Origin of the sequence: Paenibacillus hebaui, assembly GCF_051934385.1 — a bacterium.
Taxonomy (GTDB): Bacteria; Bacillota; Bacilli; order Paenibacillales; family Paenibacillaceae; genus Paenibacillus.
In genome coordinates, this window is the sequence record NZ_CP196836.1 from 5,674,239 (window position 1) to 5,691,996 (window position 17,758).

At 49.7% G+C, this 17,758-nt stretch carries 15 protein-coding genes; 2 read left to right on the forward strand and 13 right to left on the reverse strand.

The features are described from left to right. Positions 1-32: 32 nt before the first annotated feature. The 6 genes from ACR32F_RS25775 to ACR32F_RS25800 form a co-directional block, all read right to left on the reverse strand. Positions 33-818: an STM4013/SEN3800 family hydrolase gene (locus ACR32F_RS25775; RefSeq protein WP_440112107.1), complete on the reverse strand. Its 786-nt coding sequence runs from the start codon at positions 816-818 to the stop codon at positions 33-35. Then, a complete protein-coding gene (locus ACR32F_RS25780) occupies positions 811-2,154 on the reverse strand; it encodes an STM4014 family protein (protein WP_440112109.1) in 1,344 nt (447 codons plus the stop codon). Before ACR32F_RS25780 ends, ACR32F_RS25775 begins: the two co-directional genes overlap by 8 nt. A 21-nt stretch (positions 2,155-2,175) precedes the next feature. Beyond that, complete coding sequence (locus ACR32F_RS25785) at positions 2,176-3,018, reverse strand: STM4015 family protein (protein WP_440112111.1); 843 nt, start codon at positions 3,016-3,018, stop codon at positions 2,176-2,178. Positions 3,019-3,372: 354 nt separating this feature from the next. Beyond that, on the reverse strand, positions 3,373-3,996 hold the full coding sequence (locus ACR32F_RS25790) for an XTP/dITP diphosphatase (protein ID WP_440112113.1): 624 nt from the start codon (positions 3,994-3,996) through the stop codon (positions 3,373-3,375). A gap of 1 nt (position 3,997) precedes the next feature. Further along, complete coding sequence (rph, locus tag ACR32F_RS25795) at positions 3,998-4,756, reverse strand: ribonuclease PH (protein WP_440112115.1); 759 nt, start codon at positions 4,754-4,756, stop codon at positions 3,998-4,000. 114 nt (positions 4,757-4,870) lie between these two features. Further along, positions 4,871-5,926: a GerMN domain-containing protein gene (locus ACR32F_RS25800; RefSeq protein ID WP_440112117.1), complete on the reverse strand. Its 1,056-nt coding sequence runs from the start codon at positions 5,924-5,926 to the stop codon at positions 4,871-4,873. 215 nt (positions 5,927-6,141) lie between these two features. Between ACR32F_RS25800 and ACR32F_RS25805 the strand changes: the two genes are divergently transcribed. Next, positions 6,142-6,708, forward strand: coding sequence for a phosphatidylglycerophosphatase A family protein (locus tag ACR32F_RS25805; RefSeq protein WP_440112119.1), 567 nt, complete (start codon positions 6,142-6,144; stop codon positions 6,706-6,708). Between the two features lie 130 nt (positions 6,709-6,838). On the opposite strand, the gene ACR32F_RS25810 is transcribed toward ACR32F_RS25805, so the two are convergent. The 4 genes from ACR32F_RS25810 to ACR32F_RS25825 form a co-directional block, all read right to left on the reverse strand. Continuing rightward, on the reverse strand, positions 6,839-7,492 hold the full coding sequence (locus ACR32F_RS25810) for a ferric reductase-like transmembrane domain-containing protein (protein ID WP_440112121.1): 654 nt from the start codon (positions 7,490-7,492) through the stop codon (positions 6,839-6,841). 83 nt (positions 7,493-7,575) lie between these two features. After that, complete coding sequence (locus ACR32F_RS25815) at positions 7,576-7,905, reverse strand: hypothetical protein (protein ID WP_440112124.1); 330 nt, start codon at positions 7,903-7,905, stop codon at positions 7,576-7,578. A gap of 196 nt (positions 7,906-8,101) precedes the next feature. Next, the gene (locus ACR32F_RS25820; protein ID WP_440112126.1) at positions 8,102-9,091 is read right to left on the reverse strand and encodes an MBL fold metallo-hydrolase; all 990 of its coding nucleotides are present in this window, start codon (positions 9,089-9,091) and stop codon (positions 8,102-8,104) included. A gap of 30 nt (positions 9,092-9,121) precedes the next feature. Further along, positions 9,122-9,865 carry a class I SAM-dependent methyltransferase gene (locus ACR32F_RS25825; RefSeq protein WP_440112128.1) on the reverse strand — a complete coding sequence of 248 codons (744 nt, stop codon included), beginning with the start codon at positions 9,863-9,865 and terminating at the stop codon, positions 9,122-9,124. Positions 9,866-10,186: 321 nt separating this feature from the next. Between ACR32F_RS25825 and ACR32F_RS25830 the strand changes: the two genes are divergently transcribed. Beyond that, the gene (locus ACR32F_RS25830; protein ID WP_440112130.1) at positions 10,187-11,062 is read left to right on the forward strand and encodes a DUF72 domain-containing protein; all 876 of its coding nucleotides are present in this window, start codon (positions 10,187-10,189) and stop codon (positions 11,060-11,062) included. 170 nt (positions 11,063-11,232) lie between these two features. Here ACR32F_RS25830 and ACR32F_RS25835 read toward each other — a convergent pair whose 3' ends face one another. Genes ACR32F_RS25835 through ACR32F_RS25845 form a run of 3 tightly spaced genes read right to left on the reverse strand, consistent with a single transcriptional unit; the run spans position 11,233 to position 17,728 of the window. Further along, positions 11,233-13,449 (reverse strand): glycoside hydrolase family 88/105 protein, encoded by a 2,217-nt coding sequence (locus tag ACR32F_RS25835; protein ID WP_440112133.1) that lies wholly within the window; start codon positions 13,447-13,449, stop codon positions 11,233-11,235. A gap of 57 nt (positions 13,450-13,506) precedes the next feature. Further along, on the reverse strand, positions 13,507-14,328 hold the full coding sequence (locus tag ACR32F_RS25840; RefSeq protein WP_440112136.1) for a polysaccharide deacetylase family protein: 822 nt from the start codon (positions 14,326-14,328) through the stop codon (positions 13,507-13,509). Positions 14,329-14,347: 19 nt separating this feature from the next. Then, positions 14,348-17,728, reverse strand: a complete 3,381-nt coding sequence (locus ACR32F_RS25845; protein WP_440112138.1) for a glycosyl hydrolase — start codon at positions 17,726-17,728, stop codon at positions 14,348-14,350. Positions 17,729-17,758 lie beyond the last annotated feature (30 nt).

The following is a 17,758-nucleotide window of genomic DNA, read 5'->3' on the forward strand; positions in this document are numbered from 1 at the left end:
TGTTATCATTTTCGTAATAAGAGCAGTACGTTCTATAAAATAAATTCACGGTAAGGCACATTCCAGACGACATCATGCGCAAGCCTGTGACCCTGATATCCGTCTTCACCATAAGCCGTGCCATGATCGGAAAAAGCAAGACAAAACGCAGGCCGGACACGCTTCCTCATTGCGTCAAACAATGGCCCCAGAGCCTCGTCTACATACCGAAGAGCAGCTCGTTGGGTTTCCACCGAGTCCTCTCTTGCCCCCTCTACAAAATAGCGATTGGGGCCATGAATGGCGGACACATTGAGAAATAGAAACAGTTTCTCATCCGGTGCTGTCTGCTCCAGCAGCTTCAAAGCATGCTGCACCTGATACTCTGTCGATTTGGGGTTTGTTACCCCAAAATTCATTCGCCAGTAGCTCTGTTGGAAATAGCCGGGCAGCACTTTGGCTAGCGGATTTTTCTTGGTAAAGAAAATCACCCCGCCAATGCAGATCGTACGGTATCCTTCAGCAGCGAACCCGGATACGATATCTGGCGTGTCAAACAGCCAGGTGTGGGGATGAGTCTTCAATCCGGTGTTCCGGGAATGAAACAGCCTTACATGAGATGCCTTGTCTGTATTTGCAGGTGTAGGCATGAAGCCACCAAAAAAGGCATGATGCGCTGCATATGTAAAACTGCCTGGAGTATGACGTTTCTCCCAAGGACCCGAACCACACAGATTGGGACAATTCTGTTCTTCCAGCTTGGCTACGTCATACCTTAACGTGTCCAAGGTGATCATCAAGAGATCATGAGAGCCTACGATGGTGTTCATATCAGGCATGATTGTAAGGCTCCTTTCGCAAAAGTTCCATTTCCCATTCATAGGTTCCAAGGCCGTTATGCTGCACCTTATACAACAAATCTCCGAACGGATTCACGTCCAGGACATAAGCGCGTGGTTCAGTGCCACCGGTAAGCATCACATCAATACCCGCAGACCACGATTTCGGAAATGCAGACATGGCTGCTTTGGCTGCTGTTTGAGCCAGAAACATCCGTTGTTTATCCAACCCCGCTTCAGCAGGTAGCATGCGCTCATTACGTAAATGCAGATTGGTTATAGGTGTCCGACTAAGCCTCACGATGGCATGACCCGCATGTCCACCCGCCATGATCTGACGAATATCAAATACACATCGACCAAGAGTTGCTTTAGCCATCCAACGTTCGATCTGTGCACCTTCCGCACAGAGCCAGTCCATGAGTATGGCGATCTCTTCACTACGGGTATACCTGCGCATACGGCCTTCATTATAGAAAATGGTCTTTCCCTGGACCTGTTCCATTCCCACAGTGGTTATAGCGATTTCGGCACCCGTTCGGGGATTGACTTGATAGGCAACAACGCCTGAAGCCCCGGAGCCACAAGCAAGCTTTACAAACACACGATTCATCTCAGCAGCCTGCATTGCAGCACGCAGGTCTACATAATTTCTGATCGGCACCGAAGATTGGAGCATTGAAGGGACCTGAACGCCATGTGAGGATAAATGCTTCTGACACTGTCTTTTGTCAAACATCAACCAAATGTCATCCGGATCATTCATGAATCGGACAGTAGGCCAATATTCGCGAGCTTCGTGGCCCATTCGTTCCAAGCATGCTCTCCAGCCACGGAACCATTGCCCGGGAGCATGAATTCTTCCCCACTCCTGTTCCAGCGTAAGCGCCTGTTCTGCGGAAATCGTTTCTGCCATAAGTTCATCCAATACCTGTGGCGTATCATTCCTAGCTCCAAGAAACAGCAACTCACGCTCTACTTCCCAATCCTCCCCAGGAGCATCAATGCGAATCAGAGGTACGCTCTTCACCTCCTGAATCGAATCCAGATTTCCGAAGGCTACAGACGCTCGCGACAAGTTCCATGGTGCTCCGTACGAGAACGTTCCCTCTTCCCCATGTTGACATTGAGGTATGGCGTCCGCCATAGTCCCGCCCTGTCTCCAGGTCTTCAGCAACTTGTCATACGGTAGTACAACCGCAGGTTTTAAGCCTAATCTATATCTGGCCTCCTGTAGCCCCTGGGTTCGGCGATTATTCGGATTTCCGATCAACAATAACGGCTGCTCCCGAGCCATATCAGGAACATCAGCTGGTCGGTGCACACTTTTATCCATTTCCGTAACGCCTGACATCATTTATTCCGTTAATGATGGATAACGCCAGTCATCTTCATCACTCTCCTGTTGCTCGCTAACGTCGACAGAAATACCTGAACGCTTCCAGCGAATGAGCATTTCGTCCGTCATATAGTGGTAACTAAGATCAAGATGTTTGAGTTTTTTGATCTTGTCACTGGCAAGCAACGCCTCAGCCCCTTCATCAGACAACGTACCCATTGACAAATCCAGAACTTCCAGTTGATCCAGAATCGGCGCCTCAGCTACTGCTTTTGCAACCTCATCCTGAATTCCACTGTCTTTCAGACCCAAGTAAACCAGCTTTGGAAATAACCCTTGTTCCAAGAGTGGACGCACATCCTCAAGTGAACCATCGAACCCGTAATCCTCCACACCCAGATACAATTCGAGCTTGCGCAGTTCAGGCAACTTAGCCCGGGCAATTGAGGATAGAACCTCTTTCGGCAGACCACCGCAAATAATAATCAATTCTTCAAGTTTGGCATGCTGGATCGGTTCCAGACTCAGTCCACTGCTACCTTTCACCGAAAATGATTTCAATTCAGGAAAAGCGCCTAATAGAGGTGTCAGATTCGTCTGAATAATCCATGATACTTCACACTCTTCAAATCCCATATCGCCGATGAACAGTTTCTTCAATGATGGAAAACTTGGAGCCAATGCAACAAGTGTGTCCATGAATTCATCCGGTGAATTTTCATAAGCTTGTCCCCAATCTCCGATAATCAGGCTTTCCAGCGAACTTGATTCCGGTTTGGCAGCTAATTCCTTAATCATTTGATCCATACGAATACCGTCCTCATATTCATCATAGGACACTGTAAGCTTCACTTCCTGCATGTGTAAATCCCCTCCGTTTTGAGTTCATTATTGATTCGTTAACTTGAATGTTAACCCATACAGCCCAAGGCTTGCAACTTCTTCCAACCCCAGTCCCAATCCGGTTCCCAAACATGCAATGCTAACGAATATCTTTGTAGGTACAGGAACGTATGTTCCGTTAAAATGATGAGAAAAGCGGGATTCATTTTAGGTACATGGATGGAGCTTGCTCCACCCTGCTCAAACACTTGAGTAAATGAAAAAAACGTTAATGGCAGGCGAACCATTCCACAGAATGCTTCTTTCCTTCCATTAACGCTTGATATTCATGTATGGCTGTACATCATGTGAAACGAAACCGTCCGTTCAGGCTCAGCCTTCAAGTCTGGATACGAGCGCTCGCAGTGCATGGCCACGGTGGCTAATCCCCTGCTTTTGTTCGAGCGTAAGCTCCGCCATGGTCAACTCGTATTCAGGCACATAGAAAAGTGGATCATATCCAAAACCGCCAGCACCAGCTGCTACAGCGGTAATCCAGCCTTCAGCAGTGCCTTCGGCTTCGAACTTATCCCCGGTTGTTGGATCATACAGCACCAGTGCACAGACGAAACGAGCCGGACTCAATAGCGGTTGCTCGGTGTCCTCACCGGATTTCAGTGATTCCAGCGTCTCAAGCAACTTGGCATTATTCTCCGCGTCGGTTGCTTCTTCGCCTGCATATCTCGCAGAATATACCCCCGGCGCTCCATCCAGCAGATCCACGCAGAGCCCTGAATCGTCTGCCAGTACCGGCAATCCAAGGGCATCGCCAACCGCCTTAGCTTTCTTCCATGCATTCTCCGCAAAGGTTACGCCATCTTCAACAACATCCGGCAGTTCCGGATAGTCAAACATGCTCTTAACCTCTTTGCCTAGCGGAGCAAATGCATGGGCAAATTCCCGCACTTTCCCTGCATTGCGGGTTGCGACAATGATGATGGGGCTATCCAGACTCATCTTAGGCTTCCCCTAGTCCACGAGCACCGATCTTGAGTGCAATCGGTCCAAGCACTTCTTTTTGCCGCTCGATCATCTCCAGAATTCCCTGTTCACCCAGCTCCAGCATAGCGTTCAGCTCACGGCGATCAAATGGTGCTTCTTCGCCTGTGCCCTGCAGCTCTACATATTTCCCGCCACCTGTCATCACCAGGTTCATGTCTACCTTAGCTTTGGAATCTTCATCATAATTCAGATCCAACACTGGTTGTTCTCCTACAACACCAACACTTACAGCTGCAATGAAATCCGTGATCGGGAACACTTGCAGTTTGTGCTGTTGGGCAATCTTGTTCACAGCTAGCGACAGCGCCACAAACGAACCGGTAATGGACGTTGTGCGTGTGCCTCCATCCGCTTGTATTACGTCACAGTCCAGCGTAATCGTACGCTCACCAAGAGCCTGCAAGTTCACGACAGAGCGCAATGCACGGCCAATCAGACGTTGAATTTCCATCGTGCGTCCAGTCAATTTGCCGCGATTCGCTTCCCGATGATTCCGGGTATGTGTTGCCCGTGGCAGCATAGAATATTCAGCGGTTACCCAGCCTTTACCCTGTCCTTTCATAAAGGGAGGAACACGTTCCTCCACCGTAGCTGTACAGATCACCTTTGTATCTCCGACTTCAATCAGTACAGAACCTTCGGCGTATTTATTCGTGTTAATTGTTAAATTCATCGGGCGCAGCTGTTCGCTAGTTCGTCCGTTAGATCTCATCATTTCTGCCTCCTACGACTTAAGCATCCTGTAATGTCAACTGATTCACACTTTCACTAATCCCTTTTATTTTACCAAAGAGTTATGGCAAAAGCACCCTAAAGCATTCTTTTGGAGTTAAATCGGAATTTCATTGATATATTCAGGCTTCGATACGGGTTCGCTGTAATCCCGGTTATCATCACCCATGACCGTCTTTTGGCCGTTCCATTCAATCTGGACTTTCGCATCTTTCCCTGCAGTATTCTCCGTAGTGGTCAACACGACGGATTGCAGCAGTTCACTTGGCACGACATCGCCTTCAGTGAACATGTCGTCTTTCAGCGCAACCGTTACCGTTCCATCCTTAGACATTTTGACCGATTGCAGCTGCGTTCCACCGGTCATAACCTCTTCCAGTTCGCCACCTTTGGCTGGCCCCTTAATCAATTCGTTCAATGCCGCTTGCACACGGTCTCCACCGGGTGTAACGAGACGCGTAACCGGAACATAATATTGGATGCCTGCTGGTGAAGCAGCTGAGAAATATACCGTTACCGGACTACTGTTGGTCGTAAACGTATCGCCCAGATCCAAGTTGATTCCTACCGCCCGATTCAGCGGTTCAGGCAGCGGCGTGCTGTTCACCGGCATTTGCGTCAGTTTTTTGCCATCTACCCAGATCTGTACATTCTCTACATCGGGTGTACCCGTTAAAGTCCACGTAACCGCCTCCAGCATTTTGCGTTCATCCTTGGCATCGTACTTCGAAAAATTACCCGTAAATTCCACGACCGCCAGCTTGTCATCCGCATGAATGGTTACATTCTGAACCACGGTTCCCTGTGGGAGAACGCCCTGAAAGCCTTCAGGCAGCATACCTGCATACGCTCCACCCGTCACGAGTGTATCCAGGGCCGTCTTTGGACTGCTGACATCCGTTCCTGACGGAAGTGTCATGGATACCGGAGCAAGTAAACCCTGCTGATCTTGCAGATATACCGTCGTAAGCGGAAGGGTGGCGAGTGCCCCATTACCCTCGGCCGCCTGAATCATGGCCGCTTCCTGAATGGGTGGCGGTGGATCGACTGCCTCGGATGACTGTGCTCCAAACATGCCACAGCCTGACAACACCATCGGAATACTCAACAGCGCAGCCGCAGATGCCGTGCGCAAATATCGGATCTTACTCATGATCACGTTCCCCCTCATCATTTTTACAGTTTGTACTACCATGTATACGAGCCTTTGTCCAAAAAATAACTACTTTTTAAACAAGCCCGCGCTTCGCCTTGCTAAAAACAGGCTCCCCCTCCCCGCCAGAGGATAACAAAGAAACCTAAAACGGTTAATAACGTATTAGGAAACAAGAGTAGGGACATTGCTAATATCAGAGGAGGAAATCGCCCATGGAACATCCTGAGCAAGAAAAAATCCCTTATAGCCTGAACAGCCGCAAAGTGGCAGAGGCAACGAGGGAATGGCTGCACAAGCGGGGCGTCACGATCCCTGAGATCGCAGAACTGGTCATGATGCTACAGAAAAAGTATTACCCGGATCTTACGATGGAAGATTGTATTGACAATGTGGAGAAGGTTCTTCGCAAACGAGAGGTACAGAACGCTGTTCTGACAGGTATCCAACTGGATATGCTGGCAGAACAGGGCCAACTCATTTCTCCTTTGCAGGAGATGATTGAGAATGATGAAGGATTATATGGGGTGGATGAGATTCTGGCATTCTCCATCGTCAATGTATACGGAAGTATCGGATTTACGAATTTTGGCTATGTGGACAAGCTAAAACCCGGCGTGCTCGAACGTCTGAACGACAAGAGCCTTGGGCCAGTGCATACGTTTCTGGATGATATTGTAGGAGCTATTGCATCGGCAGCCAGCAGCCGGATCGCTCACCGCAAACAATCGGAATTGGAAGAAGCACTGGGTGAAAAGCCTGCCAGTGATGACGTTGTCTGATCCAAAACGGTCATGGACGGTCATGGACGATAAAAAGATAATAGGACAAGCCTATGCAAGACAGATCATGAAAAAAGCGGCCGCCAGGCCGCTTCTTTTACGTTCATGCATATCTATCTAGTAGACACCTTTATTTCAAATGCTCCTGTCTCCCTACTCCGGCCAAACCGTATACTTCAGCCCACTTCTGTCCCGTTGCCGGCTTAGGTTGTACACATTTGGGCCCAATCGTAATTTCCGGGCCTTTACGTTCTCGCAGCAAGCCTCGCAGCACCGTCATACCCAGTATGCTTAATCCGGTGAATACATGCATCAGGCGCATCATGACGTTAACGGAATCCGTTCCCGTAACCATGCCTTGAATCAGCAGGCCGATGAATACAGGATAAGACAACATGTGGAATATAAACCACCCTTTGCGGATCAATTTGTTACGCAGGTCACTGGACAGCAGCACAATCAGTAAGCTGTAAAAGGATAATGTGCCCAATCCGCTGCCAATGGGATGTTCCGAAGCTGTAAACGGGATGAGAAGTTCACTCCAGGTGAACGAGCTATAATGGTCAATATATAAAGTTAACACATGTACAAGTCCAAGTCCGAAGGCAAGCCAGGTTGTTCGGGTATGCCATTTGAACATAGCAGCTTTCGATGTGCCCTTGGCAGCAGGCATCCCCTGAGCGATCCCCAGAAACACACCGGCAAACAACAGCAGATAAGCGGCTACACCACTGATTCGAATCATATTCCACGTAGGCAGGTAATCTACAATCCATTGTGCCATAAACGGCTCCCCCGTATCTGTTAGACTTGTCGTTTATATTACACTGTACAATATCCGCTACTATCGACTTCACGGTTCGTAGATCAATTAAATGATGCGAGTGGTAACGCTCCCTGATCCGACGCAATAGCGTTTGTTCCATCGGTTGTCCCATTATCTTGACTATCATTGTCATTGTCCTGCGTGTTTGATCTGTTCATGCCCATTGTACTGCTGATCCATTCGTCCGTTACATCGTCACTGGCATCCACCTGGCTGGAAGATGCAATGCTTGTATCCGTGCCATTCGCTGCTGCATAAGTTACATCAAAGGCTTCCGAGGTTCTTACATATTGAAAGAGTGCAGCCACAGTCAACGTTGCTGCCGCTGAGGCTTGCCATTTTCTCCATTGGTTTCGTTTACGCCTCGTCATCGCTCTTCCCTACTTTCTTTGGCGAAGTTCATAGATTCATCATAGAAGTGCTGGCTTAAAAGCAGATGAATGAACGGTTAAAAGAAGCTAAAGCTTTATTTTGTTGGAAGCGGTTAAAAACAACAAAAAAAGGCCCTGAACAGGAGGATTTCCTGATTCAGAGCCTTGTCATTGAAATGAATAGCACGATCTTCTTTTAGTTTCGTTGCCTGAAGAAAAAAGTTCCGTCCGCCTGTTGCTCCTGCTGCACAAGTTCCCGCCGTTTTAACTCCTGCAGATGAGCCAGCGTCTCACTCATCGCGAAGCGAAGTTGATGTGTACCAAGCCGATTGCCAAACATAAATACACAGATGTCATACCCGCTTGCTGGTGCCTCGCGAATGCGCTCAACCATCTTCTGAAGGCGTTCTTCGTGGTGAGCGAGCAGATGGACCGTTCGTTCATTAAAATGAGCAAACGGATTGCGATGCCCTGGATATGCCAGATTGACTTCAAGTCCGCCTAGGCGATGTAACCCCTCCATATACAATAATAAAGGCTGCGCGTCACTTCCCGGTTGCAGACTGATATTGGGAGAGATCTGAGGCAAAACAGCATCTCCGCACAGGATCTCCATGGATTCAGGCGCATAAAAAGATAAATGTCCTGGTGCGTGTCCACCTGTCTCCACGGCAACCCACTTTTTCCCGCCCATCTCCAGCCACTCACCATCTTCAATAGGTGTCACATCAGGAAGTGGTGTAATCTGCGAATCAAACCCTTCCATATGTTCGCGAATCTGCTCTGTCTTGTCTTCTGGCATTCCATGACTACTATAATATGCCGGTAGTACCGTGTTAATCGTCGCCTCAGGACCCCACATATAATCGGCCTCAAGCTGAGATCGTGTGGACATTCGAACAGGCGCCCCCGTCTTCTGCTGCATCCAACCGGACAAACCCAGATGATCCGGATGATGGTGAGTCAGCACAATTTGACTGATATCCTGTAAGGTTAAACCGAAACTTGCCAGCGCTTCATGCCACTCCTGTTCCGTTTCAGGACTGCGCGGTCCCGGGTCTACAATCGTTAGGGTTCCGTCAGGTGCAGACAACATATAGCTGTTCACCCAGCGGAGAGGAAATGACATGGTAATTTGAATCCGGTGAATGCCCTCTGGCATAGAAATGGCTTCCGTTCGTTTCATTGTATTCTCCTTCATACTATAATTCATACTCTACTTCACAGGCCGATGACCAACAAAGATCATACGTGGCGAATCCTGCTCGTCATATTTTTCTTCATCATAGCCGCCATAGACTTGATCTACCCGGAGTCCGGCTTCACTTAACATCTGGCCCAATTGTTCCCGTGTGTACAGCTTGACACATTCCTGATATATCCGTGGTTCACATCCCGATGTGGTATCCGTAATTCGAATTCCTTTTTGCACAAATCCATCCTCAATCTTGCGGAACTCTTCAATACGCTGCCCTTCATCCTCCCGAACAGAGTGCGGCACCAAATGGCGAGTCACGTAAGCGGTGTTCATAAAATCAATAATATAACTGCCACCCGGCCGAAGCATGCGATGAATGGCGCATAATACTTTGAGTTGTTCTCCGTCCTCAAGGAAATAGCCAAACGAGGTAAACAGATTGACTACGGCGTCAAAACCACCTTTGAGCGGGAGTTCGCGCATGTCGGCATGGCACCACGATACTCGGTGTTCGGTATCCATTTGTTCCGCTTCACGCAAAAGCACATCCGACAGGTCGATTCCGGTCACTTGGTATCCTGCATCAGCAAGTGCCAGGGAGTGTCGACCCATGCCACAGCACAGATCCAATACTTTAGCGTTGGGCTCCAGCTTCAACCAATTGATCATTTTATGTACTTCCTGATATGCCCCTTGCACATCCCGATGTTTGTATACGAGAAGATAGTCTTCTCCAAAACTCTTTTTATACCATTCCGTCATTACATCTCGCCCTCCACATGGTCGCTGACCCTACTATAGGGAATCCCTTGTTGTAAAGGTCTGATTCATTACTGATAATTCCCTTAATCTTAGAATGATTGTATCGTCTTTACCCATGAAACTCAAAGATTGCTCCCGCTTACCCTGCATTGAACGCACAGAAACCACACGATATAATGTTAAACATAGTCACACTCTTGTGAACCGGTTAACTATATGTAGAAGCTTTATATACAGGCATGCTGGTGTCAAATCAATGAATGCTAGAAATCGTCGGACGCAACATGCTGACATCAGATGCAGCAGCAGGAGGTGTTATTCATGATTCAGATTGGACTCACCGGATGGGGAGATCAGGAGGATCTCTACCCCAATCGTACCAAAGCCAAAGACAAGCTCAGTCTGTACGGACAATATTTCTCAACCGTGGAGGTCGACAGTTCCTTCTACGCTGTGCAGCCGCGGGATCGAATGGCACGGTGGGCTGCGGAAACACCAGAATCCTTTGCTTTTATCATCAAAGCCTACCAGGGGATGACCGGGCATCTGCGCGGAAAACCTTATTTCAGCAGCACTTCGGAGATGTACAAGGCTTTTCGAGAATCATTGGAGCCCGTCATCGAAGCTGGCAAGATGCAAGCCGCCTTGTTCCAATACCCGCCGTGGTTTGAATGTAATCGGGAGAATGTGAATGAATTGCGTGAAGTGAAGCTTCGCATGGAGGGTATTCCGTGTGCCCTCGAATTCCGTCATCGCAGCTGGTATGAAGATGGCATGCGTGAGCGGACACTTGCGTTCATGAAGGAGCAAGGCTGGATTCACAGCGTCTGTGATGAACCTCAGGCGGGGCTCGGTTCCATTCCCATTGTGCCCCAAGCTACGGACTCGGAGATGACACTGGTGCGAATGCACGGACGCAATGTGTCTGCTTGGCATCAGAATGGTGCACCGAATTGGCGAGAGACCCGTTATTTGTATCGATACAACCGGGAAGAGTTATTGGAGTGGAAAGGTTATCTGGAGCAACTGCAGGAGCAGCGCAAGGATGTCTATGTTATTTTCAACAATAACTCGGGTGGCGATGCAGCGGCCAATGCACAGATGATGATGGACCTGCTGGACCTGCCGGTGAAGCCTTTTCCTGATCGTACGGAACCGGAGAAGGAAGAAGGACCCGAGCAGCTAGAATTATTTTAATCGGTGTCAACGATGTCGTTATTCACATTATAGGTAGAGTGTAGTTGTCATTGCTATTATGCAGACCGGAATTGTACTCAACGAAAAGCGGCAAGCCCCGAGGGCTTTGCCGCTTTCGTCATCTCATTATCCGCATACAAAAGCTGACCACATATAGGATGTGTCAAACATCAGCGCTGCGCGGCTGTACCCCAAGAATGGAGAGACGCATCGCGGAGCTGCTGGTTCATTTTATGTGCTTCAATGCCTGCCAAGAGCACAATGCCAATCCCATGGGTATCGTTCAGGTTCCATCCCAGATCATCACGATAATACAAGGCGGTAAACGAGTACCCCGAACCCCGGCATACCCCGTATACATTGCCTTTGTAGTCAATGGACAGGCGGGTCAGGCCTTCCCAGCCTTTACGTACCGCTTCCAGATAAGGCTCTGGCTGTTCCAGCCAGCCTTCCCGAATGCCACGGGCATAGGAATAGATGAACATGGATGTGCAGGAGGTTTCTTCATACGAATCCGGGCGGTTCAGCACCTGATGCCAGAGTCCATTTTCCCCTTGCAGCGCCAGATAACCTTGACTTAAATCACGGTAAAAGCCCAGAAGTTCCGGCCGTTTCGCATGATCATGCGGCAGGATGGATAACAGTTCGGTTAATGAAAAGAGCACCCAGCCGTTCCCGCGTCCCCATGGAATGCCTGTCGCCCGTCCACGCACAAAATCATACACATGGGACATGATCTGTTGTTCAGGAAGATAGAGGTACTTACGGAACATCAGGAACTGATGGATCGCATCATCCCAATAAGCCGTATCTCCTGTTAACTGACCATAACGCATCAGAAAGGGTGTACTCATGTACAAGTCATCACACCACATCGTCTCCTGACGCATCTCCCCACTGCCACGCACCCGGTAAAAGGCACCATCCTCCAAACGTTCCTGCTCATCCGTAATGTAGCCCGCAATACGATTCGCCGTGTCTCTTCCCCCGCGAATATCGCCAAATTCCATCGCAGCCAGTAGCGTAGATCCGAACGAACCGCAATCATCCAGACTGTCGATGGCAGACAGCTGATTGTTGATCCCCGCTGCACCGTACTCTTCCCGATCCCACAGACCATAGCGGTCAAATGAAGTACTCAATCCAATATGTTGCCGCACATACTGAATGTAATCATCACGTCCCAATTCCTGTCCTGTCTGGAGAAGTCCAAGCAGGGTAACGCCGAGCGGATAATTCCACTTCCCGTAATGTGTATTTTCCAGGTAGGGACGAACATGGGTGTCGGGAAGATCTACGCGCCAATACACACCTTGTGCGCCATTATCAAATACGGTATCGGTTAGCACAATTTCAGTGTGAGATGGTTCAGCGCCGGGAGCAAACACACCTGTGTACAGCCAAGGGTCAGAGCACCCCGCAACAGGATGCGGAGGTCTCAGTCTCCAGCCTATGGAACCAGAACTCTCGTCATCTTCCAACGTGAATCCCCAGGAGCCATCCAGCGCTTGCGTTTCACCTTTCGCAACCAGATTCGAAGAACCATAACGGCGCGGGAGTTCAAGGTGAAAGTCACCGCTACTTCCAGCAGAGTATACTTCTGTGCCATCCACATACAGGGTGAGAGCCCCTTCATGTTTTCCTTGCAGATGAACAGGTGAATATCCCGGTTGAGTTACATCCAGTTTGGACCATGCATAGGCAACAGCGGGTTGTTTAGTACCAGATAATTCTGCTGAATCTGTTGTGCCCGATGCAGCTGCCAGAATTCTGGCGAAGCAGCCCCTGCTCTTTTCTGCCTCCGTCCAGTGCCTGCGTGGATACCAGGAAAGACCCGTTTCTTCTTCCGTCATGCCGTCACGAGGAAGTGACGATACAGGTTCATCGACGGGTTCCGAATATAACCAGCCCTCCTGACCCTGACGATCTGCCCCCGGGGTGAGGAAGTGAAGCGGGAAATTTTTGAAAGAGGCTGTTCCGTAGATACCGCCGAATCCCACGTCTGTTTTGACAAAACACAACAATACATCGTTCCAGCCATAGTTAACGGAAATCGGAATCTGGGTTCTTCGCTCGGGAAATAACTCCTGCAGCAACTCGGACTTGAACACCTCTTCACCGTTCACGTAGATCGTCACCGGACTATAACAGTTCAAGCCTGTATTTAACGTTGCATTCTGCTCGCTCCATAACTTGCCCCATACATATACGTACTGCCCTGCGCACGCTTCTTCACATTTCTCATTCAAATTCAGGTCGTAGCGATAATCCCCAAGCCTGCGAAAACCTCCCTGATGACAGGCTCTGAACAAAAATGAATGTTTCGGATGATCGCCGATATAACGCTGAGCCACCGTTGTCAATATATCCGGAATTGAATCGTACACCTTGCCTGCAATCGCCTCGTTCTCATGAAAATAACGAATGATCGTCAGCTCCCTTCCTTATACCTTGATTCGTTCGCTGAGCCGCAATGTCTCTCCGCCCTGCACTTCAACAACCTGCTGATCTGCTGTGAACCAAACCGGGATGGCAGACGGATTATGGATCATCGATCGATCGGCTGAACACTCCAGTCGTTGCACGGCTTTCCAATAGGCAATCACTTCGATGTTCGTCGCGTACCAGATGTCATCCCTGCCGCCGATCTGCTCACCGAACTGTTCCATGATCTCCCAATTGTCATTGTCATTGAATTCATAACTGTGCCCCCAGACATAGAACAATAGTGGTGTGCCTGTTTTGGTGTGTTGGATAAAACGTTCGGCATGAGCCGCCAGATCATAGTTATGATGACAGGTTGGATGCCATTCAAGCGGCCGTTCAGGCAGTGTGTATCTGCCATGAGATTCAACGGTACGGGCATAATCGATGCCAAGCCACTCCAGCTTCGTACTTAGCGCACGGTCATACCCTCCATTGGGGTAAGCCATGCCTCGTACTGGATAATGGACAAGCTGCTCCAAGGCCTTTCGGTCCTCGATAATCTCTTCGGTCAGCAATTCATTCGGAACATAAGGCAGCGTAGGGTGAGTAACGGTATGAACGGCTACTTCATGCCCAGCGTACAGCTCTGCCACTTCACCCGGATCGATGCGGCCTGGATTGCCGAGCGTGCCCGAGTTCAGATTGAATGTCCCCCGTAATCCATACCGATTACAGATATCCACCAGTCTGCGGTCATGCACCACACCATCGTCATAGCTAAGCGTCAGCGCTTTCATCACTCCGCCTGGATAGCGGTCAAACTGAATACGATGTCCCATCTTGTTCCTCCCCTGATTCCTACTCTGAATTTCGTTTGAATGCAGAATGAGAAGCTCTGTTGTGTGTCAAACTCCCTGCGTCCTGCAACTGATGATGTTCTGAATCAAAATACGTACCTTCCAGCAGGCCAATCAACGTGTTGGTGACACGCACTTCAATGTCGTTGTCTCCCGGACGCAGCCAGGAGGTTTCTCCCTTCCAGCGATACGGAGACCAGCATCGTACACCGAGACTATGTCCGTTCACCCGCACTTTCGTCACATCCTGTACCCGCCAATCGCCAAATTCCAGTTCAAAGGAGGAGACGTCTTCTCCTGGCTCACCCAGCCAGAACGTGCGTTTATAAATCATTTCCCCGGCAAAATGGGGATACAGCGGCTGAGGTTCAGCTCCGATGCGAATGGCCGTGTCCGGCTCCCGTACGAGGGAAGCCATGCCTTCATGATGGAACTCCACACCGAATCTCCCCTGCAAATATAAGGGATCAATGATGCCATCCTCATCTTTCGTTATCTGTACCATTACAGTCATTTCGTTGAGACCGTTGCGCAACAGATCCGAGATATCACAAGCAATATTGTTGTGATCGGTTATTTCAATGGGATCGAATTGTTCCTTTTCAATCGGTTGACCATTAATTTCCATGCACCAGATGCCAGAGATCGCTGCCTTGTCCATGAATAACAGGCATGCAGGCAATGCCGTTCTCAGCTCAAATGTGGTCGTATATCGGCACTCAATCGGGTAAGCAACGGATGCTTTCTTGGGTGTGCCAAATACCTGGTTGAACTGGAGTGGCAGAGGATGCTGCTCTGATAATTCTGCCGCCTGATCAATAAACGGTTTGACAGCTGCATACTGGTTTTCCAGAATTACACCGTTAGCATTGGAAGCTTGAAGATGGAATTGTCCCATTCGAAGTGTATTGGGCTGCACCGTTTCCAGTCTCCATGGCCCTTCTGCAGGAATTCTGATCTTACAGGCTTGAGTCACTCCTGCTGAAGAATCCGTTCCGAGCTTCAAACCTATTTGATCTGTGACATCCACCTTCGCTGTTGATGCTTCTCCCTTCGCAGGTTGTAAAGTAAGGCGTACAGCATGCGCGTCGTAAGGAGCTAATGTTAGCGAAATGCACCATTCCCCGCCACTGCTCGTATACGGCAATGGCTTAAGCTGCCCTGTCTCCAGATCGAGGCGTTCTGCCACCAGACCCGCATCCTCTGACAGATCTGCTGCATCCCACAGCCGTCTGGCGACCAGCTTCAATTGACCCTTTAGTTGCTGCCCCTCCTGATTGGTCAAGAAGATCATATGCTCTCCAGCCGACAATTGACGAGTCTGCATCAGCAGAGACGCACTCTCTTCCTCCATGATCCAGCAGATCGGTTCCGGCAATACCTGATCGAGCAGGAGAGAGATCAGCTCCAGTGAAAAATCATCTCCTTGGCCTGTTCCTGCGGGTAGAAAATAGGCATTGCCCTCCCCCTGATGCCACATGGATTCACGGTTGTCGTGACCTGTTTCCTCGCTATGCCCCCAGTACACCTCTTGCGGCTGTTCGCCCGCTCCAAAGAACTGGGCGGCTTCATCTCCCTCTGGGCTTCCCGACTGTATGGCGATATGCGGAGGCATGCCTACAGATATGACGGTTCCTCCCTGCTCAACGAATCTCTTCACCTGTTTCCAGGCCGCGGCCTCCAGGTTCAGCATCGGTGGCAGGATCAACACGTCATAACGGGCTACACCGATCTGAATGATGCCGTCCGTCAAGTCAGCTTCAGCCAACAATTCCGGATCAAGGTGATCGTAGTCACGCCTATTTTCGAGCAGATGCGTGGTGATCCGCATCCAGTCATTCGTCAGGCGATCCAGTTGCGCCCGTTCTGATTCATCCTCGCCGCTGTACTCAAATCCATGCAGCGGGTTGCCCATCAGACTCCAGAACGTCGTCGTTGGGTCAAGCACAGCAATACGAATGTCTGCTGCCCCGGTGCTCATCAGATAGCTCAAACGTCCGGTGTAATCCCCCAGCTGCCGGAAATGCTTCCAGTAGGGGTTTTGCAAAAATTGGGATGGCGGTGCATCATGCTTCGCCAGTCCGCCAATCGTATAAAAAAAGGCGTGAAAGTTATAAAAGTTGGTGCCCATGGCGGCCATCCGGTCGATCATCCACTTGGCATCCTGCAGCGTCATGGACCAGCCTACACTGTGAAAACACTCCATCAGATTACGGCTTCGGCCCAGCTGCCGGGCAAGTGAACTGACCATCTTTGGATTATCACGCATTTTTTTGCCGTAACGTTCCAGAATCCAGGATAGAGGGCGGCCGATTTTCTCATGTGCCGAATCACCGCCTGGCATATGGCTGAACAACTGGGTGGTCATCCGTACGCCAGGCACCTCAGCCGCATATTGAATTCCTGCTGCTTCACACCAGTCATGCACCTGTTTATGATAAGACTCCCTGAGAAGCAGATGCAGGGACTGGTAATAGTCATACCGAATGCGATGCGCGTTCGGAATATCACCATATAGCAGGGCCGGTAGCGAATCGATCAGACTATACCCACAACGTTCACTGAAATAACGGGGAAGCCGTGGTGACCAGGGGATACGGCCCAGTGGTGCGATCTCATCCGAGAACATGCCCTTAATTACGCTTTCAAATTGTTCTCCAACTGCTGACTTATAACGCTCATGTGTTAGTTCAATAAAACGACTCATTGCTTCCTTGTGGCAGGGATCAACAAAGTTTCCGTAATATTTGAAATCATCGATCTCCTTTTCCTGGAATATAACCAACTCCCAATCACCTGCGGGAACATCCCACAACAGACGAAACACTGTTCGGTAGGTGAAGAACCGCTTGCGGTTATACGAGGTGAGTCCTGTCTCCTGATAGACCTGATCGGTCTGGATATTGCCGATTTTGCTGCGCAGATCGATGGATTCATGCCACAGGCGCTTGCCCTGTGCATCTTTGGGAACTGCCTTGGCAACCAGGACTCGTCCCCATGGCAACTCCAGATCCACAGCTTCTCCGCCCTCAACACACATCTGCTGATGTACAAGCTCACGCTGCTTTGCTTCAGGAAAATCAAGCGTGACTTCCCCACCAGCCATTCCACTGGGATAGGGATACTCGTCATATAACCATACCTGCATGTCGTGGGCAGACGCTGCCTCCACTGCAATCCGTACCTTGTCAAACCATGCTTCGGAGAGATAGGGAATCTGTAGTCCTTGACGCGGACAGATGAAGAATCCGCCTACACCTTGCGCGGCCATCTCCGCCACTTGCCGTATGATCTGCACTTCTTCCATATCCCCGTTCCAAAACCAAAAGGGATGGACCCTGTACTGCGCCCCGGGATTTTCAAATGCATCCCTGTTCCACATGTTGCCTTCCTCCCTTCCAATAGAACATTG